Here is a 20,013-nt window from a genome sequence, read left to right as displayed (position 1 = left end):
TGAAGTTGTTGAAAAAGATATGAAATTAAGCAAAGAGGAGTGACATAAAATGATAGCAGAAAAAATGAAACCTTACGTAAAAAACAATTCTGCAATCCGTATGATGTTCGAGGAGGGCAACCGCCTTCGTGCCATTTACGGACCGGAGAATGTATTTGATTTCAGCCTTGGCAATCCAAGCGTTCCGGCACCGGACTGTGTGCGCCAGGCCATCATTGATCTGGTAAATGAGGAAGAGCCGACTGTACTTCATGGCTACATGAGCAATGCAGGCTTCGAAGATGTGCGCCAGACAATTGCAGAGTCCCTGAACCGCAGATTTGGCACTTCTTTTGCAGCGAAAAACCTGATTATGACAGTTGGTGCCGCAAGCGGACTGAACGTGGCATTTAAGACGATCCTGAATCCAGGGGAGGAAGTAATTGTTTTTGCTCCATATTTCCTGGAGTACGGTGCATATGTGCGTAATTATGACGGCAACCTTGTGGAAATCTCACCAGACACCACTACCTTCCAGCCGAACCTGGAGGAATTTGAGAAAAAAATCACACCAAAGACCCGGGCTGTCATTGTAAATACTCCTCATAACCCAACTGGAGTTGTTTATTCAGAAGAAACAATCAAGAAACTTGCTGCAATTCTGGAAGCGAAGCAGAAGGAGTTCGGCACAGTGATCTACCTGATCTCCGATGAGCCTTATCGGGAACTGGCTTACGATGGTGTCCAGGTACCATATCTGACCAAATACTATGCAAACACGATCGTAGGCTACTCCTACAGCAAATCCCTTTCCCTTCCAGGAGAGCGTATCGGATATCTGGTTATCCCGGATGAAGCGGATGGGAGTGAAGAGCTGATTGCAGCCGCAGCCATTGCCAACCGCACCATCGGCTGCGTAAACGCTCCATCCCTGATCCAGAAGGTTATCGCCAAATGCGTAGACGCCGAAGTAGATGTGGCAGCTTACGACAAGAACCGCCTGGCTCTTTACAATGGACTGAAAGAACTTGGCTTCGAATGCATCAAACCGCAGGGAGCATTTTACTTATTCGTGAAATCCCCAGTAGCAGATGAGAAAGCCTTTTGCGAAGCTGGCAAGAAATACAACATCCTCATGGTACCAGGCAGCTCCTTCGCCTGCCCGGGATATGTGAGACTGGCTTATTGTGTCTCTTATGAGACCATTGTGAATTCCCTGTCACAGTTTAAGAAACTGGCAGAAGAATTTGGATTGAAAGATTGAGTTTGAGAGTAGAGAATAGTAAGATATATGAAAGAAAACTGGAAAATCTTTGTTGAGAATCATACTCCGGAAGATACCACTGTATTTTTGAGGGGAGAATGAGAGGATATTGGCAGATGAAATTTTCGGTTTGGACAGTAATAAATTTCAATAAATGGAGGAAGTCATGTCCAGTTTATATATCGTAATTCCAGCTTATAATGAAGCTGAAAATATCGGGAGAACCATCGACCAGTGGTATCCTGTAGTGGAACGCCACAATGACGAGGGCAAATCCCGTCTGGTGATCATCAACGACGGTAGCAAGGATAACACCTATGAGCTTCTACAGAAATGCGCCGCCACAAGACCGCTTCTTTTGCCCATTGATAAGCCAAACGGAGGTCACGGCCCCACAGTCCTCTATGGATACCGCTACGCCATCCAGCAGAAAGCAGACTACATTTTTCAAACTGATTCCGATGGACAAACGAACCCTGACGAATTCGAGCCCTTCTGGAACCAGCGTGGCTGCTACGACGCCATAATCGGCACCCGTTCCGTCCGCGGCGACGGCAAGTCTCGAAAGTTCGTAGAAAACGTAGTATGTTTCCTTCTCAGAATTATTTTCGGCGTGAAGGTTTCCGACGCCAATGCGCCATACCGCCTGATGAAGAGAGAACTGGTAGCAAAATACATCGACAAGCTTCCAGAAGATTTCAACATCCCAAACATTATGTTCACTACCTACTTTGTTCACTACAAAGAAAGAGTAAAATTCATTGACATCACCTTCAAACCCCGACAAGGTGGAACCAATTCCATCAACGTGAAGAAAATTGTAAAAATCGGCTGGAAGGCAGTAAAAGATTTTTATAAACTGAAGAAAGAGCTTTAGAGATGTTTAATAAAAAGAGCAGATAAATCTTATTTTCCAAAGATCTATCTGCTCCATTTTTTTCTATCATGTTTTACGCATTCTTTTTAATAGAAGCTCTCTTACGATCACGGGAATCCAGAATCTTCTTACGGATACGAAGGCTGCTAGGAGTAACCTCCAGAAGCTCGTCGGTATCAATAAACTCGATGGCCTGCTCCAGACTGAGAACTCTGGGCGGAGTCAGCTTCAGTGCCTCATCCGCAGAAGAAGAACGGGTATTGGTCAGATGCTTGGTCTTGCAGACATTCAGCTCGATATCCTCTGCCTTACCATTCTGTCCGATAACCATACCGCTGTAAACCTTTGCACCAGGTCCGATAAACAAAGTACCACGCTCCTGAGCTGCAAACAGACCATAAGTAACAGCCTCGCCGCCCTCGAAAGCGATCAGGGAACCCTGCTTACGATACTGGAAATCTCCCTTGTATGGAGAATATCCATCAAAAATAGTATTGATAATACCAGTACCCTTAGTGGAAGTCAGGAAGTTTCCACGGAAACCGATCAGTCCACGGGATGGAATATGGAACTCAAGACGAACAGAACCATCGCTGGCTGTGCTCATACCCTGAAGCTCACCCTTACGCTCGCTGAGCATCTGGATCACAGTACCGGAAAATTCCTCCGGAACATCAATATAAGCAATCTCCATTGGCTCTAATTTCTTGCCGCGCTCGTCGATCTTGTAAAGAACCTCTGGCTTGCTGACTGCAAACTCATATCCCTCACGTCTCATATTCTCAATAAGAACGGAAAGATGAAGCTCTCCACGTCCGGAAACCTTGAAGCACTCTGTGGTCTCTGTATCCTCTACACGAAGGCTGACATCTGTGTTCAGCTCTCTGTAAAGTCTGTCACGGAGATGACGGGAAGTAATGTATTTACCCTCCTGGCCAGCAAGTGGGCTGTCATTTACCAGGAAGTTCATGGCAATTGTCGGCTCAGAAATCTTCTGGAATGGAATTGCTTCCGGGTTATCTCCACCGCAAAGGGTATCTCCAATATGGATCTCCGCAATACCGGAAATTGCAACAATTGATCCAATAGTTGCTTCTTTTACTTCAACCTTGTTCAGACCGTCAAACTCATAAAGCTTGCTGATCTTAACCTTCTGTTTCTTGTCCGGATCGTGGTGGTTCAGAAGAGTAAGCTCCTGGTTTACTGCAATAGTACCGCTTTCAACCTTACCAACACCGATACGTCCAACATACTCATTGTAATCAATGGTACTGATCAGTACCTGTGTATCTGCATCCGGATCACCTTCCGGAGCCGGGATGTATTTCAGGATCGCCTCAAACAGCGGCTCCATGTTCTCAGGTGTATCCTTCAGATCCAGAACAGCGTGTCCTGTTTTTGCAGAAGCATAAAGGAACGGGCAGTCAAGCTGCTCATCGGAAGCACCAAGGTCCATAAGAAGCTCCAGAACCTCGTCCACAACCTCGTCTGGTCTTGCCTCTGGACGGTCTATCTTGTTAATGCAGACGATTACGTGCAGATCCAGCTCGAGAGCTTTTTTCAGAACGAATTTGGTCTGGGGCATAGCGCCTTCGAAAGCGTCAACCAGAAGGATAACGCCGTCTACCATTTTCAGTACACGCTCAACCTCGCCACCGAAGTCAGCATGTCCTGGGGTATCGATAATGTTGATTTTGGTGCCTTTGTAATGAACTGCTGTGTTCTTGGAGAGGATTGTGATACCACGCTCTCTCTCGATATCATTGGAGTCCATGACACGCTCCTGAACCTCCTGATTGGCACGGAAAACACCGCTCTGCTTCAGAAGCTGGTCTACCAGAGTGGTTTTACCATGGTCAACGTGGGCAATGATGGCTACGTTACGTACATCTTCGCGTTTCGTCTTCATAAAAATCGAAATCCTTTCTTTATCGCGACAGAAACTCTCTGCCGTTTTCTTTCCTTAATTATAATGTGAGTATTGTACAATGTCTATAGCTAAATACTGTTCGTGGATGTGTTCCGCGAGGTGTTTTTTGTGAACAAGGTTCACAGAAAACCCGAGAATTGCAGCGCGAAATCATGCTTGCATGATTTCTGTGCATCGCGAAGCGGTTGCTGTGAATGAAATGAACAGTAACCAAATTCCCAGTTTACCACAATTTTCGCAGATTACAAGGTGTTGAAAAAATTTTTTTAAAATTTCTGGTTCTAATCCAGGTGATTTTCTCATAGATATTATAGACCAACAAGTAAGACAAGTAATGATTGCTGTTCATAAGTGAGCGGCGGCAGGGATCCGGGTATGGACCAGGATACCCCATAAGTCTGCAGAAAAAGTGAAAATAAGGAAGGAGAACTACATCATGGCAGATAAAATTATTGAAAACAATCAGGTTTCCATAACAGGAAAAATCGTAACCGGTTTCACATTCAGCCACCAGGTTTACGGAGAGGGCTTCTACACCATGGAACTTCTGGTAAAGCGTCTCAGTGAATCCGAGGACCGGATCCCTGTGATGGTATCGGAAAGACTGGTGGATGTTACCCAGGATTATGTAGGACAGTATGTGGAAATCCACGGACAGTTCCGTTCCTATAACCGTCATGAAGAAAAGCATAACCGTCTGGTGCTTTCCGCTTTTGCACGGGAACTGAAATTCCTGGAAGAAGAGGATTCCCTGGCACCGGTGAACCAGATCTTTCTGGACGGCTTTATCTGCAAACCGCCTGTTTACCGCAAAACGCCACTGGGAAGAGAAATTGCAGATCTGCTTCTTGCAGTGAACCGGCCTTATGGAAAATCGGACTACATACCGTGTATCTGCTGGGGAAGAAATGCCCGCTATGCCTCTGCCTTTGAGGTGGGCGGACATGTACTGATCTGGGGCAGGATCCAAAGCAGGGAGTATATGAAGCGGATTGGCGAAAATGAAACCCAGAAGCGGATCGCATATGAAGTGTCGGTGAGCAAGCTGGAGTATGTGTAAAGCTAATATTACTGTTCGCAGGTAACATTCCGCGAGGTGTTTTTTGTGAGCAAAGCTCACAGAAAACCCGAGAACCTCGGCGCGAAATCATGCGAAAGCATGATTTTTGTGCATCGCGAAGCGTGTTACTGGTCACGGAGTGAACAGTAACACGCTAATTTTCCTCCCAGTTTCTTCTGCTTGCATTTCTTTACATTTTGCGGTAATATAAGCATATTAAAAATGGCGCAATTTGCGGTTATCGTCCAGTAGATAGTCTTGACAGAATGAATGGATGATAACATTATTTTTAACAACAAGAGGAATCAGTATGGAAAAAGAAATGGCAGAAGTTTATTGCGGTAATGGCAGAGGCAAGACCACATTGGCGATTGGTCAGGCTCTGCGGGCATCTTCTCAGGGAAAGAGTGTGATCATCATTCAGTTTCTGAAGGGAAATGAACGGCGTGAGCTGGATTTTCTGGAGGAACTGGATCAGCTGGATATTAAGATCTTCCGTTTTGAAAAGATGGAGACCTGCTACGATCAGCTGAACGAGGAAGAACAGGCAGAGGAGAGGCGCAATATTCTCAATGGTTTAAATTTTGCCCGTAAGGTAATTGCAACACAGGAATGTGATTTTCTGGTACTGGATGAGATTCTGGGACTTCTGGATAAGCACATCGCCGCTGTGGATATGGTTGTGGAGCTTTTGAAGCAGAAGGATGAATCCATGCATGTGATCCTTACAGGAAACAGGGTAGATCCCGGTCTTCTGGACTACGTAGACAGTGTGACTACTATTACTACTCTTGGAAGAGAGCAGATATTACCGACAGCCAGGTAAATGTTACGGTTCATTTTGCTGGCAGCGATACACTCTATGGGACGCTGCCAGTAAGCCGTAGCAGAGAAATGTAAATAACGCCTGCCGGCGATATCAGAATGACACAGAAGGATGAATAGGAGGAAATAAAATGGCAATTTTCAAAGGTGCAGCCGTTGCAATCGTAACCCCGATGCATGAAGACGGAAAGGTAAATTATGAGAAACTGGAAGAGCTTCTGGAGTATCAGATCGCGAACAGCACAGACGCCATCGTGATTTGCGGAACTACAGGTGAGTCTTCTACACTGACACATGGAGAGCATCTCCAGACCATCAAATTTGCAATTGACAAGGTAGCAGGAAGAGTTCCGGTTATTGCAGGTACTGGTTCTAACTGTACCGAGACTGCAGTCATGATGTCCCAGGAGGCTGCTTCTTATGGCGCTGACGCACTTCTGATTGTAACTCCATATTACAACAAGGCAAGTCAGAAGGGGCTGATCCGTCATTATACAGAGATTGCCAACTCCGTACCGGAGACTCCGATCATTATGTATAATGTACCAAGCCGTACAGGCTGCAACATCCAGCCAGCGACCGCAGTGGCTCTTGCCCGGAATGTGAAGAACATCGTGGGAATCAAGGCTGCAAGCGGAGATCTTTCCCAGATCGCGAAGATGATGTCCATGTCAGATGGGGCTCTTGAACTTTATTCCGGAAATGATGATCAGGTACTTCCGATCCTTTCCCTTGGCGGACTTGGTGTAATTTCTGTTTTATCCAATGTTGCACCGAAGAACACACATGACATGGTTATGAAATTTATGGAAGGTGATCTTGCAGGCGCTGCCAAGCTTCAGCTTGAGGCAATTTCCCTTATCAATGCCCTGTTCTGCGAGGTTAACCCGATTCCGGTTAAGACAGCCCTGAATCTGATGGGATGGAAGGTTGGACCGACCCGTATGCCTCTTTGCGAGATGGAGCCGGAGAATGAGGAGAGACTGAAGAAGGCTCTTGTTGATTATGGAATTAAGCTTGCATAAATAATGTTGAAATCCCGGAGGTTGCTTGTCAGTTCTAGAGCGTGTACACTGGCTGACGGCTTGTTGACGGGATTTCTTTGTAATATTGCAGGTAAAAAAGAAATCCGTTTGGAGTACGCTTTAAGGTTTACATAAGAAAAGAAAGGAAGTAATGAAAATGGTTAAGATTATCATGCACGGATGTAACGGTCACATGGGACAGGTTATTTCCGATATTGTTGAGAAAGATCCAAATGCCCAGATCGTAGCAGGAATTGACATTGCAGACCAGGGGAAAAATAGTTACCCGGTATTTACAAACATTGACGATTGCCAGGTAGAGGCAGATGCTGTCATCGATTTTTCCTCCCCGAAGGCTTTTGACAAGCTGATGGACTATTGCGAGAAGAGAACTCTTCCGGTGGTTCTGTGCACCACTGGCTTAAACGAAGAGCAGCTTGCAAGAGTAGAAGAGAGTGCAAAGAAGATCGCAGTTTTGAAATCCGCCAACATGTCCCTTGGAATCAACACCCTTCTGAAGCTGGTTCAGGATGCAGCCAGGGTTCTGGCAACTGCTGGTTTTGACATGGAGATCGTAGAGAAGCACCATAACCTGAAGGTGGATGCTCCAAGCGGAACTGCCCTTGCCCTTGCAGACAGTCTGAACGAGGCAATGGACAACCAGTATCATTACGTATATGACCGCAGCCAGAGAAGAGAAAAACGTGACGCCAGGGAAATCGGTATTTCTGCAGTCCGCGGCGGTTCCATCGTAGGCGAGCATGAGGTGATCTTCGCAGGCCAGGACGAAGTGATTGAATTCAAGCACACCGCATATTCCAAGGCTGTATTTGGCAAAGGTGCTGTAGAAGCAGCAAAATACCTTGCTGGCAAACCAGCCGGAAGATACGACATGAGCGACGTGATCGAGGGCTGACAGAAATATACAAAAATTGTAAAAGACATACAAAAAAATTGTTAAATTTATGGATTTACAGACAGCAGTCTGTTTGCTATAATTCCATCATAAGTTGCAACGGAGCAAACTACTTAGAGAGTTTGCTCCGTTTTTGCGTTTATGGAATGGCAGACCAGAGTCTACATTGGTGAAGTATTTTTGTACCTGCCGCCATAACGTACCAAAACTTCATATGAGAGGAATGCGATATTGCATTTCTGCCATGCAGAAAGGGCTGCCACAGGGCGGTCCTTTTTGCGTTAGTAAAGCTGGAAATCTGGATAGCATAACTGCGCAGGCTGTTATTGTTCACTTCAGGAACGGTAACAGCAGGCTATCTGTACCGGCGAGAGTCAGAGAGGAGAAATTATTATGAGAAAAACAGCAAAAGCAATGGCACTTTTTACAGCAGCTTCTATGATCATGACAGCTTTTACACCGGTTTACGCAGAGAGCACAGACACAGAGGACACAGCAGCAGTTGACTGGGAAAACGGTGAAAATATTAAAGCAATTAAAGAGAAAGGCGTGATCACCGTAGCAACCGGAACCTATGTACCCTTTGAATACCGGGACAATGACAATAATATCGTAGGCTTTGATATTGACCTGGCCCAGTACATTGCGGACAAGCTTGGGGTTGACATGGAAGTGACAGATATGGAATTCCAGTCCATCGTTCCTTCTATCCAGAATGGTGAATATGATTTTTCCATCGCAGCAATGTATAAGACAGATGAAAGATGCGAGGTTGTGGATATGTCCAAATCCTATTGCGACAGTGGTATGATCCTTGCCGTAAAAGAGGATTCCGAGTACGCAGACACTGTTAAGAGCCTGGCTGACTGTGATGGCCTGAAGGTTGCCGTAAAAGAGGGCGCAACTTCTTATAATGTAGCGCAGAGCTTTCTGGACGAAAATCCGGATGTTTCCTATGAGATCGTTCAGTACAAAGATACAGTAGGATGTGTATCAGACCTTCTGGCAGGCCGTGTGGACGTTGTTGTAAATGACCTTCTGAACCAGAAGATCCTTTCCCAGGAATACGAAGGAACCAAGATCGTGTGTGACCCATTTACCCACGCAGAGAACGCAATCGCCGTACAGAAGGGAAAAGACGATCTGCTTGCATTTATCAATGAGTGTATTGACGAGTATTATGCAGATGGTACTTATGATGCACTCTGGACAAAATGGATCGACGCTTCCGGTGAGGGAGAAGAAGCAGCTGCAGCAGAAGATACGGAAACCGCTGAATAAAACAGGCATATACTTCTATGCAGAAAACGAGTTGCTGTGAACAAAGTGAACAGTAACCGGAAAAGTAAGGAAGAAAGGATAAACCGGCTATAATTACTGGTCACAGGGGAAATAGTATGGTAACATTGAAATGGTCACTTGTATTTGACAAAATGTCATCACTGCTCCATGGATGTGCAGTGACGATGGAAATATCGGTTCTTACACTTATTTTTGGTACGATTCTGGGCGTTGTGCTTGCCCTGATGAGGGACAGCCGCATAAAAGTGGTTGCAAAGATCGCACAGCTGTACATCTGGATCTGGAGAGGAACACCGTTGATGGTGCAGGCATTTCTGATCTACTTCGGTCTGCCAAACCTGGGCGTTACTCTTAGCGCTATGACAGCTGGTGTGCTTTCCATGTCCCTGAATACAGGCGCATACATTGCAGAAATCGTCCGTTCCGGTATCCATGCTATTGACCCGGGCCAGAGAGAAGCTGCCAAAGCACTTGGAATGCCCTGGCATCTGGAAATGCTCCGAATTGTGGCACCACAGGCAACCAAGATCTGTATTCTGCCTCTTGTAAACCAGTTTATTGCCACCATCAAAAATACCTCGATCCTGTCCGCCATCACGCTGACAGAGCTTACAAGAGAGGGAACCCTGATCGCTTATAATTCTTTCCATTATTTTGAGCCGTACATAGCGGTTGCGGTATTATATCTGATCCTGACAACTATATTTACCCAGATTGCAGGAATTTTGGAAAGGAGGATGGCATAAATGGCGGAAGATGTTATTTTAAGTGTAAAAAATATCAGCAAAAGCTTTGGTGATCTTCAGGTACTGAAGGAAATCAGTTTTGACATACATAAAGGAGAAAAGATTGCAATCCTTGGCCCCAGCGGTTCGGGTAAATCCACAATCCTTCGGTGTATCAACCAGCTGGAAACCTATGATGACGGTGAAATCGATTATATGGGAAAACCTGTGAATTCCGGCCAGGCGCTGTATGAGCTGCGGCAGCATATTGGAATGGTTTTCCAGAGGTTTAACGTTTTTACCCATATGAGTGTGCTGCAGAATGTGATCGAGGCACCGGTCCATGTAAAAAAAGTCCCCAAGCAGGAGGCAATTGCAAAGGCCAAGGAGCTGCTGAAAATGGTTGGACTGGAAGGCAGGGAAGGGGCCATGGCAAAGAATCTTTCCGGCGGACAGCAGCAGAGGGTAGCCATCGCAAGAGCCATGGCTATGAACCCAGAGGTGATCCTTTTCGATGAGCCTACCAGTGCACTGGATCCGGAACTGGTTGGAGAGGTCTTAAGCGTTATCCGCAAAGTAGCAGCGGAAGGGGTATCCATGGTAATCGTCACCCACGAGATGAATTTTGCCAGAGAAGTAGCGGACCGGATTTTATTTATGGAAGATGGCGTGATCGTGGAGGATGCGCCTCCGGAAGAGTTTTTCGAGCATCCGAAGAATGATCGTATTCGTCAGTTTATCAGGAAAGTTGAGGAAAGGTAATTCAGGATGGACTACATAATCAAAGATGGCTGGATCGTAAATGGAAAAAAGGAAAAGCCATTTCAGGGAGATCTTGTAATAGAAAATGGGAAAATCGTGGAAGTGGGAGCTCATGTGGAGATCCCTGCCGATTTTCCAAAGGAGCGTGTACTGAATGCAACCGGTGGTTATATAACCCCCGGCTTCATTGACATTCACAGACACGGAGACTGGCAGGCATTTGGAAACGGGGATGACGAGCTTTTGAACCGGCAGGGACTGACCACTGTGGTGAATGGAAACTGCGGGCTTTCGGTGGCTCCGGCTGGAGAGAAGTTTGGGAAAGAAATCGCCGGATTCCTCAGCAGCGTGACCGGGGATTTTTGTTTGGAGAAAGATAAAACTATAGAGGATACTGAAAGCGTACTTTCCTCAAAAAAGAAAGAGGCGTCTTGCGAAATTTCAGCGAAAGAAAGCGAGAGAGATGCTCGTGAAATTATGTCAACCATGTCTGCCTACATGTCCGCACTGGCAAAGGAAAAGCGCAGCGTCAACACCGGAATGCTTGCAGGAAATGGAACCATCAGGGCCGGAGTAAAAGGCTATGCCCCAGGAAAGCTCTCTAAGGAAGAAGTACACCAGGTATGGAAGGCAGTGGAGGAATCCCTGGCAGCAGGAGCGCTTGGGATCAGCCTTGGAATTGCCTATGCCCCAGAATTTGAATATGACAGAGACGGGCTTGTGGAGGCACTGCAGCCCTTGAAGGGCACGGACATTCCCATTACCACCCATATCCGAAATGAAGGAGACGGGATCCTTCCGGCTTTGCAGGAAGTGATTTCTGTGGCGGAAGAGCTGCAGATCCCCTTGCATGTAAGCCACATGAAATGCATCGGAAGAAAAAACTGGGGAGAGACACCGGTGAAGATCCTAAAGCTGTTTGACCAGGCCGCAGAGCGCGGCGTGAAGGTGGATTTTGACCTGTATCCCTATCTGACTGGTTCCACCCAGCTGGTGCATCTTCTTCCGCCCCAGTTCCAGGAAGGGGGCACAGATGCCATCTGTGCAAGGCTGGCAGATCCATCCTGCAGGAAAGAGATTACAAAGGTTCTGAAGCAGCCTTCTGATATTTTCGAGAACATCGTAGAGCTGGCTGGCTTTGACAGGATCTATGCAAGTACCTTGCATACAGAGAAATTCAGAAGCTTTGCAGGACAGTCTATTGCAAAAATCGCAGAACAGTTTGGGCAGGATCCTTATGATACCCTGTATGACATCCTTCTGGCAGAGCGCTGTCAGGTCACCATGCTGGACACCATCGCCTCAGAGGAGGATATGCTGTATTTTCTGAAAGACAGCCGGGCCAACCTGATCTCTGATGCCATCTATCCTGCAGGCGGCAAATATCATCCCAGAGTTTACGGCGCTTTTCCCAGGCTGCTCACTGACTATGTGTGGGATAAAAAAATCTTTTCCATAGAAGATGCTGTATATAAAATGACAGCAAAACCAGCGCAGGTACTGGGACTCCCCCTGGGAATCCTGGAAAAAGGAATGGCCGCAGACATCAATGTATTTCATCTGGACCGGTTAAAGGTTCACGCGGATTTCCAGAACCCGGATCAGTACTGTACAGGATTTGATTATGTGCTGGCAGGCGGAGAAATCGCGGTAGAACAGGATAAATGGAAAAATTCCAGAAGTGGCAGAATTGTGCGGAGGAATGCTTAAGCGAAATTTGTTTTTCGGCTTTGTGGGAGAGTTTCCATGACATTATAGGAAACTGTATAAGGTTGCAAATGGAAGAAGGAAAGGTCATTATGAAATTAACAGAAGAGCGAAAAGCGGAGGTTCTTGCCCTCTGCAAAAAACTGATTTCCAATAGAAGCTATTCCGGTGAGGAAGACGCGGTTGCCGGAGCGTTGAAATATTTTATGCGGCAGAAGAAGTTTGATGATTTTTATACAGATCAATACGGCAATGTGGTAGGCAGGATTAAAGGTGACAGGCCTGGAAACAAGGTACTTTTTGATGGGCATATGGACACGGTTCCGGCTGATAATAAGGCGGCCTGGAAGCATGATCCTTTCGTGCCGGTGGTGGAAGATGGCAGATTATATGGACGTGGAACCTCGGATATGAAAGGGGCGGTTGCCGCATTTTTCTGCGCGGCTGCTTATTTTATGGAGGATCATGGAAAGAATTTTGCCGGGGAAGTTTATACGGCTGGAGTGGTTCATGAGGAGTGCTTTGAGGGCGTGGCAGCCAGAAGCATCAGTGAGCTGGTGAGACCGGACTATGTGGTGATCGGGGAAGCTTCCGAACTGAACATCAAAACTGGCCAGCGTGGACGTGCGGAGATCATTCTGGAAACCTTCGGAAAAGCAGCCCATTCCGCCAATCCGGAAAAGGGTATCAATGCAGTGAAGAAAATGTGCAGGCTTATTGGCGAAATGGACAAGCTCCAGCCGCCTGTCCATGGGCATCTGGGAAAGGGGATCCTGGAAGTAACCGATATTATTTCTTCCCCCTATCCAGGTGCTTCCGTAGTTCCGGAGTATTGCCGGGCCACCCTGGACCGCAGACTGCTTACCGGAGAGACCAGAGAGAGCGTTCTGGCTCCAATCCAGGAGCTGATTCGCCAGCTGGAAAAGGAAGATCCGGAGTTTTCTGCCAAAGCCTCTTTTTCCGTAGGCAGCGAGAAGTGCTATACAGATGAGGAAATCCAGGGTGAGCGCTTTTTCCCAGGCTGGTACTATGATCCCAAGGAGGACTACATCCAGAAAATCCTGAAGAAAGTCCGGGAAGCCGGCTACGATCCAAAACTTACCCAGTACAGCTTCTGCACCAACGGCAGCCACTACGCCGGCGAAAAAGGCATCCCAACCATCGGCCTAGGCCCGTCCAGAGAGGACCTGGCGCATACGGTGGATGAGTATGTAGAACTGGACCAGCTTTATGGGGCAGTGGAGTGTTATTATGCGGTGATGGAGGCGCTGTTACTCTAGAGCATGCTTGAAAAAGGCTTGTTTTGTTAAGTATTGAAAATAAAATAGAAATTTCTTCCAGAATAGTTTTTCTTCATCTGCACATATTAGAAATACACAGCAATATTTTCAGCTGAAAAATTTCTTAAGAAAAGGAGACAGATGAGATGAAAAAAATGAAACGTGTGCTCATAGGTACTTTGCTGGTGTTTTCATTATGTATGCTTACAGCCTGTGGAAATGACAATAACAATGCAGCAGACGAGGTTCCAAATAATACCAATGATGTCATGGATAATGCAGAGGATGGAACCGTAGAAGACAACAAGCTGGATGACGCGGGGAATAATGGCACAGACAAAAATGCAGCAGATAGTAATGTAACAGATGATACCGCAGTACCAGATGACGCTGACAATGCAGGCGATGGTGCTGTCCCTGGGGACAACGTGCCAGACAATAACAACTCTGTTTCCGGCGCAATCGGCGAAGGCGTGGAAGAGTTAGGCGACGGAGTAGCTGACGGTGTCCGTGATGTAGGGGATGGCGTGGGCGATGCAGTGGAAGGCGTTGGAGACGCTGTGGATAATGCAGCCAATGGAAGATAATAAGGAATAAATGTAGACTGAATTGGGAGTTGTCCGAATAGACAGCTCCCGAATTTTTTGAGCCGGATATTTATTAGACAGACGCTTCCGTTGAGTGAACAATATTTTCGATGACAGAAATTTTGTTTCTGTTATTATATGACTGCAACGAAAAAGTATGTCAATAGGAACAAAAGAATAGTAATTGATAAGACGGAAATAAATTGGCGTTGAATGAAGAGACATATTTTACTCAAGGCTTTTTTATGTTATGATTTCAATAAAATATAGACTTGTGAGAAGGAGAAATATCATGAAATTTCGTCCATGCATAGATATACATAATGGAAAAGTAAAGCAGATTGTAGGGGGAAGCCTGAAGGACGCGGGAAATCAGGCGCAGGAGAATTTTGTGTCGGAGCAGGATGGAGCTTTTTATGCTTCTTTGTATAAGGAAAAAGGGCTGAAAGGCGGACATATTATCCTTCTGAACAGTGCGGATTCTGAATATTTCCAGGCAACCAGAGCCCAGGCAATGCTGGCCCTTGGAGCCTATCCAGGCGGTCTTCAGATTGGTGGCGGTGTAAACCCGGACAATGCTGCCGATTATCTTATAGCCGGTTCCAGCCACGTGATCGTCACCTCTTACGTGTTCCGCGACGGTTACATTTCCTGGGAAAACCTGGAAAAGATGGTGAAAGCAGTAGGAAAAGAACACCTGGTTCTTGACCTTAGCTGCCGTAAAAAAGACAATGCCTACTATGTTGTCACAGACCGCTGGCAGAAGTTTACAGAGGAGAAGGTAACTCTGGAATTAATGGAAAAGCTGGGGGCTTATTGCGATGAATTTCTTATTCATGCAGTAGACGTGGAAGGCAAGGCAAAAGGTATAGAAGTCCCCCTGGCGAAGCTGCTTGGCGAATACAATGGGCACCCAGTGACTTACGCTGGCGGCGTTGGCAGCATGGAGGATATCCAGATCTTGAAACAGGCAGCAGGCGGAAAAGTGGATGTGACCGTGGGAAGCGCCCTGGATCTATTTGGCGGCACCATACCTTTTGAAAAATTGATGGGTAATTTATAAATGTGAAAAAATTCGTAATTTTTTCAGAAAATGATGTTAATTTTAAGAATAATGTGTTATAATATACCCATCAAACAGCAAAGGGGATGGAAGCATGAAATTCATTATCAGCGGAAAGAACATCACAGTGACAGACGGGCTTCGTACAGCAGTAGAAGATAAGCTCGGTAAACTGGAAAGGTATTTCACTCCTGACACTGAAGTTGTCGTAACTCTTAGTGTAGAAAAAGAAAGACAGAAAATTGAGGTGACGATCCCGGTTAAGGGCAACATCATCCGTTCCGAGCAGGTCAGCAATGATATGTATGTATCAATCGACCTTGTAGAGGAAGTAATCGAACGTCAGCTCAGGAAATACAAGAACAAGATCGTGGACAAGCAGCAGTCAGCTGCCAACTTCCAGAAGGCATACCTGGACAAGGACTACGAAGAGGATGAGGAAGTTAAGATCATCCGTACCAAGAAATTCGATATCAAGCCTATGTATCCAGAAGATGCATGCGTTCAGATGGAACTTCTTGGACATAATTTCTTCGTATTCTGCAATGCAGAGACCGATCAGGTAAACGTTGTTTACAAACGTAAAGGCAATACCTACGGACTGATCGAGCCGGAGGATTAAGCGGAACTGCTTCTTGATTTTAGAAAACTAAATATGTGAAACAATAGAGTCCCGGAGGCATATGTCTCCGGGATTTTTACGCAAATATGGGCGAAGAATCAGCTGGGAATATGGATGGTGAAGGAAAAAACAATCAAGGGACACAGTTTACATAAGTGTCTGGCATAGAATACGAAATAATTCTGGTGTTGAAACGATTTGAATTGGAAGCTCTGTGTCTGCAAAAACACTGTAAGCCAGAAAACCTGCCTCATTTTCCAAAGGAACTGCGTGGGTGTGCATATCCGGATGCAAAGTAAGAATATCCCGGAAGTTTCCGGTAATCCCCTCCCCGGTAAGCTTGACTGCGCTTTCCTTCATTGTCCAGATCCGGCAGAAATCCTGGGAAGACTTTAAGGAGGCAAGCTCATCCTGGGTGCAGACCCTGCGGATCAGAGAATCCCTGGGCTCCGTAATTTCCTGGATGTCCAGCCCGATTTCCTGGTCATGTACCGCACACCCAACGAAATTCCCACTGTGGCTGAGATTAAAAAAAGGCATATGCGTCTCTGGAAAAAAAGGCTTCCCGGAAGCTGCTTTCCGAAATTTTGGAACCGCTTCCATTCCATATTCTTTCCGCAATCCGTATGCCAGAAGCAGCCACGCCAGGGCAGAACGCTTCTGGTCCTCTGGATGTTTGAAATGGAACGCATATTCCCTGCGTTCTGATGGGAGTAGCTGCAGACTCTCTTCAAAGGATCGCGCTGAAAATGTATGAAGTTCCTGAAAAAGATAGATCATAAATAAAATTCTCCTAAAATTGTGGATGCTCAAGATGTTATCATCAAAGGTGAACTGGAATGTCTTGTCATTGGTAACTGCAAACCTCAGATGGCTGCGCTTACTTTACTATAGCACATTTGCATCTTTCTGGTAAATCCCGTCAGGCTATTTTATAAAAACAAGGCGCAATTTCAGACATATTTTGTTCACCAAATATTTATTGTTTTCCATGGCAAAAAGTGATAAAATAGACTGGTATGTTAAACAAACTATACAATTCCATAAGAAATGTAATTCGTTATATTACACAATATAGCATCTAAAATGATAGACAGGAGTATAAAAGTTAAATGAATATGTTTTCAAAAGTTTTCGGAACCCGCAGCCAGCGTGAGGTAAAGCGTATCATGCCTCTCGTTAAGAAAATTGAGGAGCTGCGTCCCGAAATGCAGAAATTAACCGACGAAGAGCTTCGCGGTAAGACTAGAGAATTTAAGAAACGCCTGGAAGAAGGAGCTACCCTGGATGACCTTTTACCAGAGGCATTTGCGACTGTCCGTGAGGCGGCTAAGCGTGTACTTGGAATGGAGCATTTCGAAGTACAGCTTATCGGTGGTATTGTACTTCATCAGGGCCGTATCGCCGAGATGAAAACTGGTGAAGGTAAGACCCTTGTAGCTACCCTGCCATCCTACTTAAACGCCCTGGAGGGCAAAGGGGTTCACGTTGTCACAGTCAATGATTACCTGGCAAAGCGTGATGCCGATGAGATGGGACAGGTTCACAGATTCCTTGGACTGACCGTAGGCGTGGTTCTGAACGATATGAAGCCGGAGGAGCGCCGCGAAGCCTATAACTGTGATATTACTTATGTAACCAATAACGAACTTGGATTCGACTATCTTCGTGATAACATGGTTATCTACAAGGAGCAGCTGGTACAGCGTGACCTTCACTACTGTATCATCGATGAGGTCGACTCCATTTTGATCGATGAGGCCCGTACTCCTCTGATCATTTCCGGTCAGAGCGGCAAGTCCACCAAGCTGTACGAGGTTTGTGACATCCTTGCACAGCAGTTAGAGCGTGGAGAAGCCAGCCATGAGATGACTAAGATGGCAGCAATCATGGGCGAGGAAGTTATCGAGACCGGTGACTTTGTTGTAAATGAGAAAGATAAGATCGTCAACCTTACCGAGCAGGGTGTGAAGAAGGTTGAGAAATTCTTTAATATTGAGAACCTTGCAGATCCGGAAAACCTTGAGATCCAGCACAACATTATTCTTGCACTTCGTGCCCACAATCTGATGCACCGTGACCAGGATTACGTTGTAAAAGATGACGAGGTTATGATCGTCGATGAGTTTACCGGACGTATCATGCCGGGCCGTCGTTATTCCGATGGTCTCCACCAGGCAATCGAGGCGAAAGAGCATGTTAAGGTAAAACGCGAGAGCAAAACCCTTGCAACCATCACCTTTCAGAACTTCTTTAACAAATACGATAAGAAAGGTGGTATGACCGGTACTGCCCTTACCGAGGAGAAAGAGTTCCGTGATATCTATGCAATGGACGTTGTTGAGATCCCGACTAACAAGCCGGTTCAGCGTAAGGATTTAGACGATGCCGTATACATGACAAAGAAAGAAAAATTTAATGCAGTTGTCCAGTCCGTTAAGGAAGCTCATGAGAAACAGCAGCCTGTACTGGTTGGTACTATTACCATTGAGACTTCTGAGCTCCTCAGCCGTATGCTGAAGAGAGAGGGCATCCAGCACAACGTACTGAATGCCAAGTTCCATGAGCTTGAGGCTGAGATCGTAGCACAGGCTGGTCAGGCAGGTGCAGTTACCATCGCAACCAACATGGCAGGTCGTGGTACAGATATTAAGCTTGATGACGTGGCAAGAGCTGCCGGCGGTCTGAAGATCATCGGTACAGAGCGTCATGAGTCCAGACGTATTGATAACCAGCTGCGTGGACGTTCCGGACGTCAGGGAGATCCGGGAGAATCCCGTTTCTACATTTCCCTTGAGGACGACCTGATGCGTCTGTTCGGATCTGAGCGTCTGATGAAGGTGTTCACCTCCCTTGGCGTAGCTGAGAATGAGCAGATTGAGCATAAGATGCTTTCCAATGCAATTGAGAAGGCACAGGAGAAGATTGAGTTTAACAACTTTGGTATCCGTAAAAACCTTCTTGATTATGATCAGGTTAATAACGAGCAGCGTGAGATCATCTACAAAGAGCGCCGCCAGGTACTTGACGGTGAGAACATGCGTGATGCCATCTATAAGATGATCACAGATATTGTAGATAATGCAGTAGATATGTGTTTTTCCGATGATGTAGATTCCGAAGAGTGGGATCTGGACGAGTTCAACAGCGTTCTCCGTCAGATCATCCCTATCGAACCGCTTACCACTGAGAAGGTGAAGGGCAAGAAAAAGAACGAGATGAAACATCTCATCAAGGAAGAGGCGGTGAAGCTTTACGAAGCAAAAGAGTCAGAGTTCCCGGAGCCAGAGCAGCTGCGTGAGCTTGAGCGTGTTATCCTTCTGAAGAGCATTGACAGCAAGTGGATGGATCATATTGATGACATGGAGATCCTTCGTCAGGGTATCGGCCTGACTGCTTATGGCCAGAGAGATCCGGTTGTTGAGTACAAGATGGCTGCATTTGATATGTTTAATAGCATGATCACTTCTATTCAGGAGGATACTGTCAGAATGCTGTATCATGTACATGTTGAGCAGAAGATCGAGCGTGAGCAGGTAGCTAAGGTGACTGGTACCAATAAGGACGATTCCAGCGTTCGTAAGCCGGTTCAGAGAAAAGAGATCAAGGTTTATCCGAACGATCCGTGTCCTTGCGGAAGCGGTAAGAAGTACAAACAGTGCTGCGGTAGAAAGACCGCGAATGTGTAACATATGATAAAAGAGCGAATTTCGAAGAAGTAGGTAATATCTTTGAAATTCGCTCTTTTGCTATTTTGTGGGTTGGTCGTTACCACGTACGCGATTTCACAATGTATATTCACCGCCGCGCGGAGCAACGTTCCGGCAAGCTAGCTGGTAACTACGACTAAGGCGCTCGGGAGAGCCCTCTCGCCTAAGTCTTCGTAACCATCGGATCTCGCCTCCACTAAAACCGCTCCTGAAATGCGCGGCTACGTGAATATACATTGCAAAATCGCTGGTTACTGGCAGAGGGAAGAAAGAAACAGTAACGACAACAATGGGGGTGGGTGACGTAGCTGCTATCCCGCATATTTACTGGCTTTTCTAATCTACCGTTGTCAAAAGGTATCGGGAAACCAACACATGT

At 46.2% G+C, this 20,013-nt stretch carries 17 protein-coding genes; 15 read left to right on the top strand and 2 right to left on the bottom strand.

All coding sequences use genetic code 11. From position 1 onward, the window contains the following. The first annotated feature begins 49 nt into the window (after positions 1–49). A complete protein-coding gene (locus LIQ05_RS11400; protein ID WP_226820704.1) occupies positions 50–1,243 on the top strand; it encodes a pyridoxal phosphate-dependent aminotransferase in 1,194 nt (397 codons plus the stop codon). Between the two features lie 166 nt (positions 1,244–1,409). Beyond that, entirely contained in the window at positions 1,410–2,120 is a 711-nt protein-coding gene (locus tag LIQ05_RS11395; protein WP_226820702.1) for a glycosyltransferase family 2 protein, read from the top strand. Positions 2,121–2,193: 73 nt separating this feature from the next. Here the strand turns inward: LIQ05_RS11395 and typA are convergent, their stop codons facing one another. Then, entirely contained in the window at positions 2,194–4,029 is a 1,836-nt protein-coding gene (typA, locus tag LIQ05_RS11390; RefSeq protein WP_195478461.1) for a translational GTPase TypA, read from the bottom strand. A gap of 457 nt (positions 4,030–4,486) precedes the next feature. Here typA and LIQ05_RS11385 point away from each other — a divergent pair, with 457 nt between their 5' ends. From LIQ05_RS11385 to hpf, 12 genes are all read left to right on the top strand, one after another. After that, positions 4,487–5,110 carry a single-stranded DNA-binding protein gene (locus tag LIQ05_RS11385; protein WP_226820700.1) on the top strand — a complete coding sequence of 208 codons (624 nt, stop codon included), beginning with the start codon at positions 4,487–4,489 and terminating at the stop codon, positions 5,108–5,110. 310 nt (positions 5,111–5,420) lie between these two features. Then, positions 5,421–5,936 carry a cob(I)yrinic acid a,c-diamide adenosyltransferase gene (locus LIQ05_RS11380; protein ID WP_226820698.1) on the top strand — a complete coding sequence of 172 codons (516 nt, stop codon included), beginning with the start codon at positions 5,421–5,423 and terminating at the stop codon, positions 5,934–5,936. A gap of 130 nt (positions 5,937–6,066) precedes the next feature. Next, entirely contained in the window at positions 6,067–6,960 is an 894-nt protein-coding gene (gene dapA, locus LIQ05_RS11375; RefSeq protein ID WP_226820696.1) for a 4-hydroxy-tetrahydrodipicolinate synthase, read from the top strand. Positions 6,961–7,117: 157 nt separating this feature from the next. After that, positions 7,118–7,876, top strand: coding sequence for a 4-hydroxy-tetrahydrodipicolinate reductase (gene dapB / locus LIQ05_RS11370; RefSeq protein ID WP_226820694.1), 759 nt, complete (start codon positions 7,118–7,120; stop codon positions 7,874–7,876). Between the two features lie 393 nt (positions 7,877–8,269). Beyond that, the gene (locus tag LIQ05_RS11365) at positions 8,270–9,157 is read left to right on the top strand and encodes an ABC transporter substrate-binding protein (RefSeq protein ID WP_226820692.1); all 888 of its coding nucleotides are present in this window, start codon (positions 8,270–8,272) and stop codon (positions 9,155–9,157) included. A 116-nt stretch (positions 9,158–9,273) separates the two neighbouring features. After that, complete coding sequence (locus LIQ05_RS11360; protein WP_226820690.1) at positions 9,274–9,924, top strand: amino acid ABC transporter permease; 651 nt, start codon at positions 9,274–9,276, stop codon at positions 9,922–9,924. Beyond that, positions 9,925–10,665: an amino acid ABC transporter ATP-binding protein gene (locus LIQ05_RS11355; protein WP_264292763.1), complete on the top strand. Its 741-nt coding sequence runs from the start codon at positions 9,925–9,927 to the stop codon at positions 10,663–10,665. 6 nt (positions 10,666–10,671) lie between these two features. Then, positions 10,672–12,375 (top strand): N-acyl-D-amino-acid deacylase family protein, encoded by a 1,704-nt coding sequence (locus tag LIQ05_RS11350; RefSeq protein WP_226820688.1) that lies wholly within the window; start codon positions 10,672–10,674, stop codon positions 12,373–12,375. A gap of 86 nt (positions 12,376–12,461) precedes the next feature. Continuing rightward, entirely contained in the window at positions 12,462–13,652 is a 1,191-nt protein-coding gene (locus LIQ05_RS11345) for a YgeY family selenium metabolism-linked hydrolase (protein WP_226820808.1), read from the top strand. 146 nt (positions 13,653–13,798) lie between these two features. Beyond that, the gene (locus tag LIQ05_RS11340; RefSeq protein ID WP_226820686.1) at positions 13,799–14,239 is read left to right on the top strand and encodes a hypothetical protein; all 441 of its coding nucleotides are present in this window, start codon (positions 13,799–13,801) and stop codon (positions 14,237–14,239) included. Between the two features lie 292 nt (positions 14,240–14,531). Beyond that, a complete protein-coding gene (gene hisA / locus LIQ05_RS11335) occupies positions 14,532–15,302 on the top strand; it encodes a phosphoribosylformimino-5-aminoimidazole carboxamide ribotide isomerase (RefSeq protein ID WP_226820684.1) in 771 nt (256 codons plus the stop codon). A gap of 94 nt (positions 15,303–15,396) precedes the next feature. Beyond that, positions 15,397–15,924 (top strand): ribosome hibernation-promoting factor, HPF/YfiA family, encoded by a 528-nt coding sequence (gene hpf, locus LIQ05_RS11330; RefSeq protein ID WP_118582188.1) that lies wholly within the window; start codon positions 15,397–15,399, stop codon positions 15,922–15,924. Between the two features lie 147 nt (positions 15,925–16,071). Here the strand turns inward: hpf and LIQ05_RS11325 are convergent, their stop codons facing one another. After that, complete coding sequence (locus tag LIQ05_RS11325; protein WP_226820682.1) at positions 16,072–16,704, bottom strand: 4'-phosphopantetheinyl transferase family protein; 633 nt, start codon at positions 16,702–16,704, stop codon at positions 16,072–16,074. Between the two features lie 332 nt (positions 16,705–17,036). On the opposite strand from LIQ05_RS11325, the gene secA reads away from it, so the two are divergent. Beyond that, the gene (secA, locus tag LIQ05_RS11320; RefSeq protein ID WP_226820680.1) at positions 17,037–19,613 is read left to right on the top strand and encodes a preprotein translocase subunit SecA; all 2,577 of its coding nucleotides are present in this window, start codon (positions 17,037–17,039) and stop codon (positions 19,611–19,613) included. Positions 19,614–20,013: the final 400 nt, after the last annotated feature.

Origin of the sequence: Blautia glucerasea, assembly GCF_020537505.1 — a bacterium.
Classification (GTDB): domain Bacteria; phylum Bacillota; class Clostridia; order Lachnospirales; family Lachnospiraceae; genus Blautia_A.
This window is presented reverse-complemented; position numbering and strand designations above follow the sequence as displayed.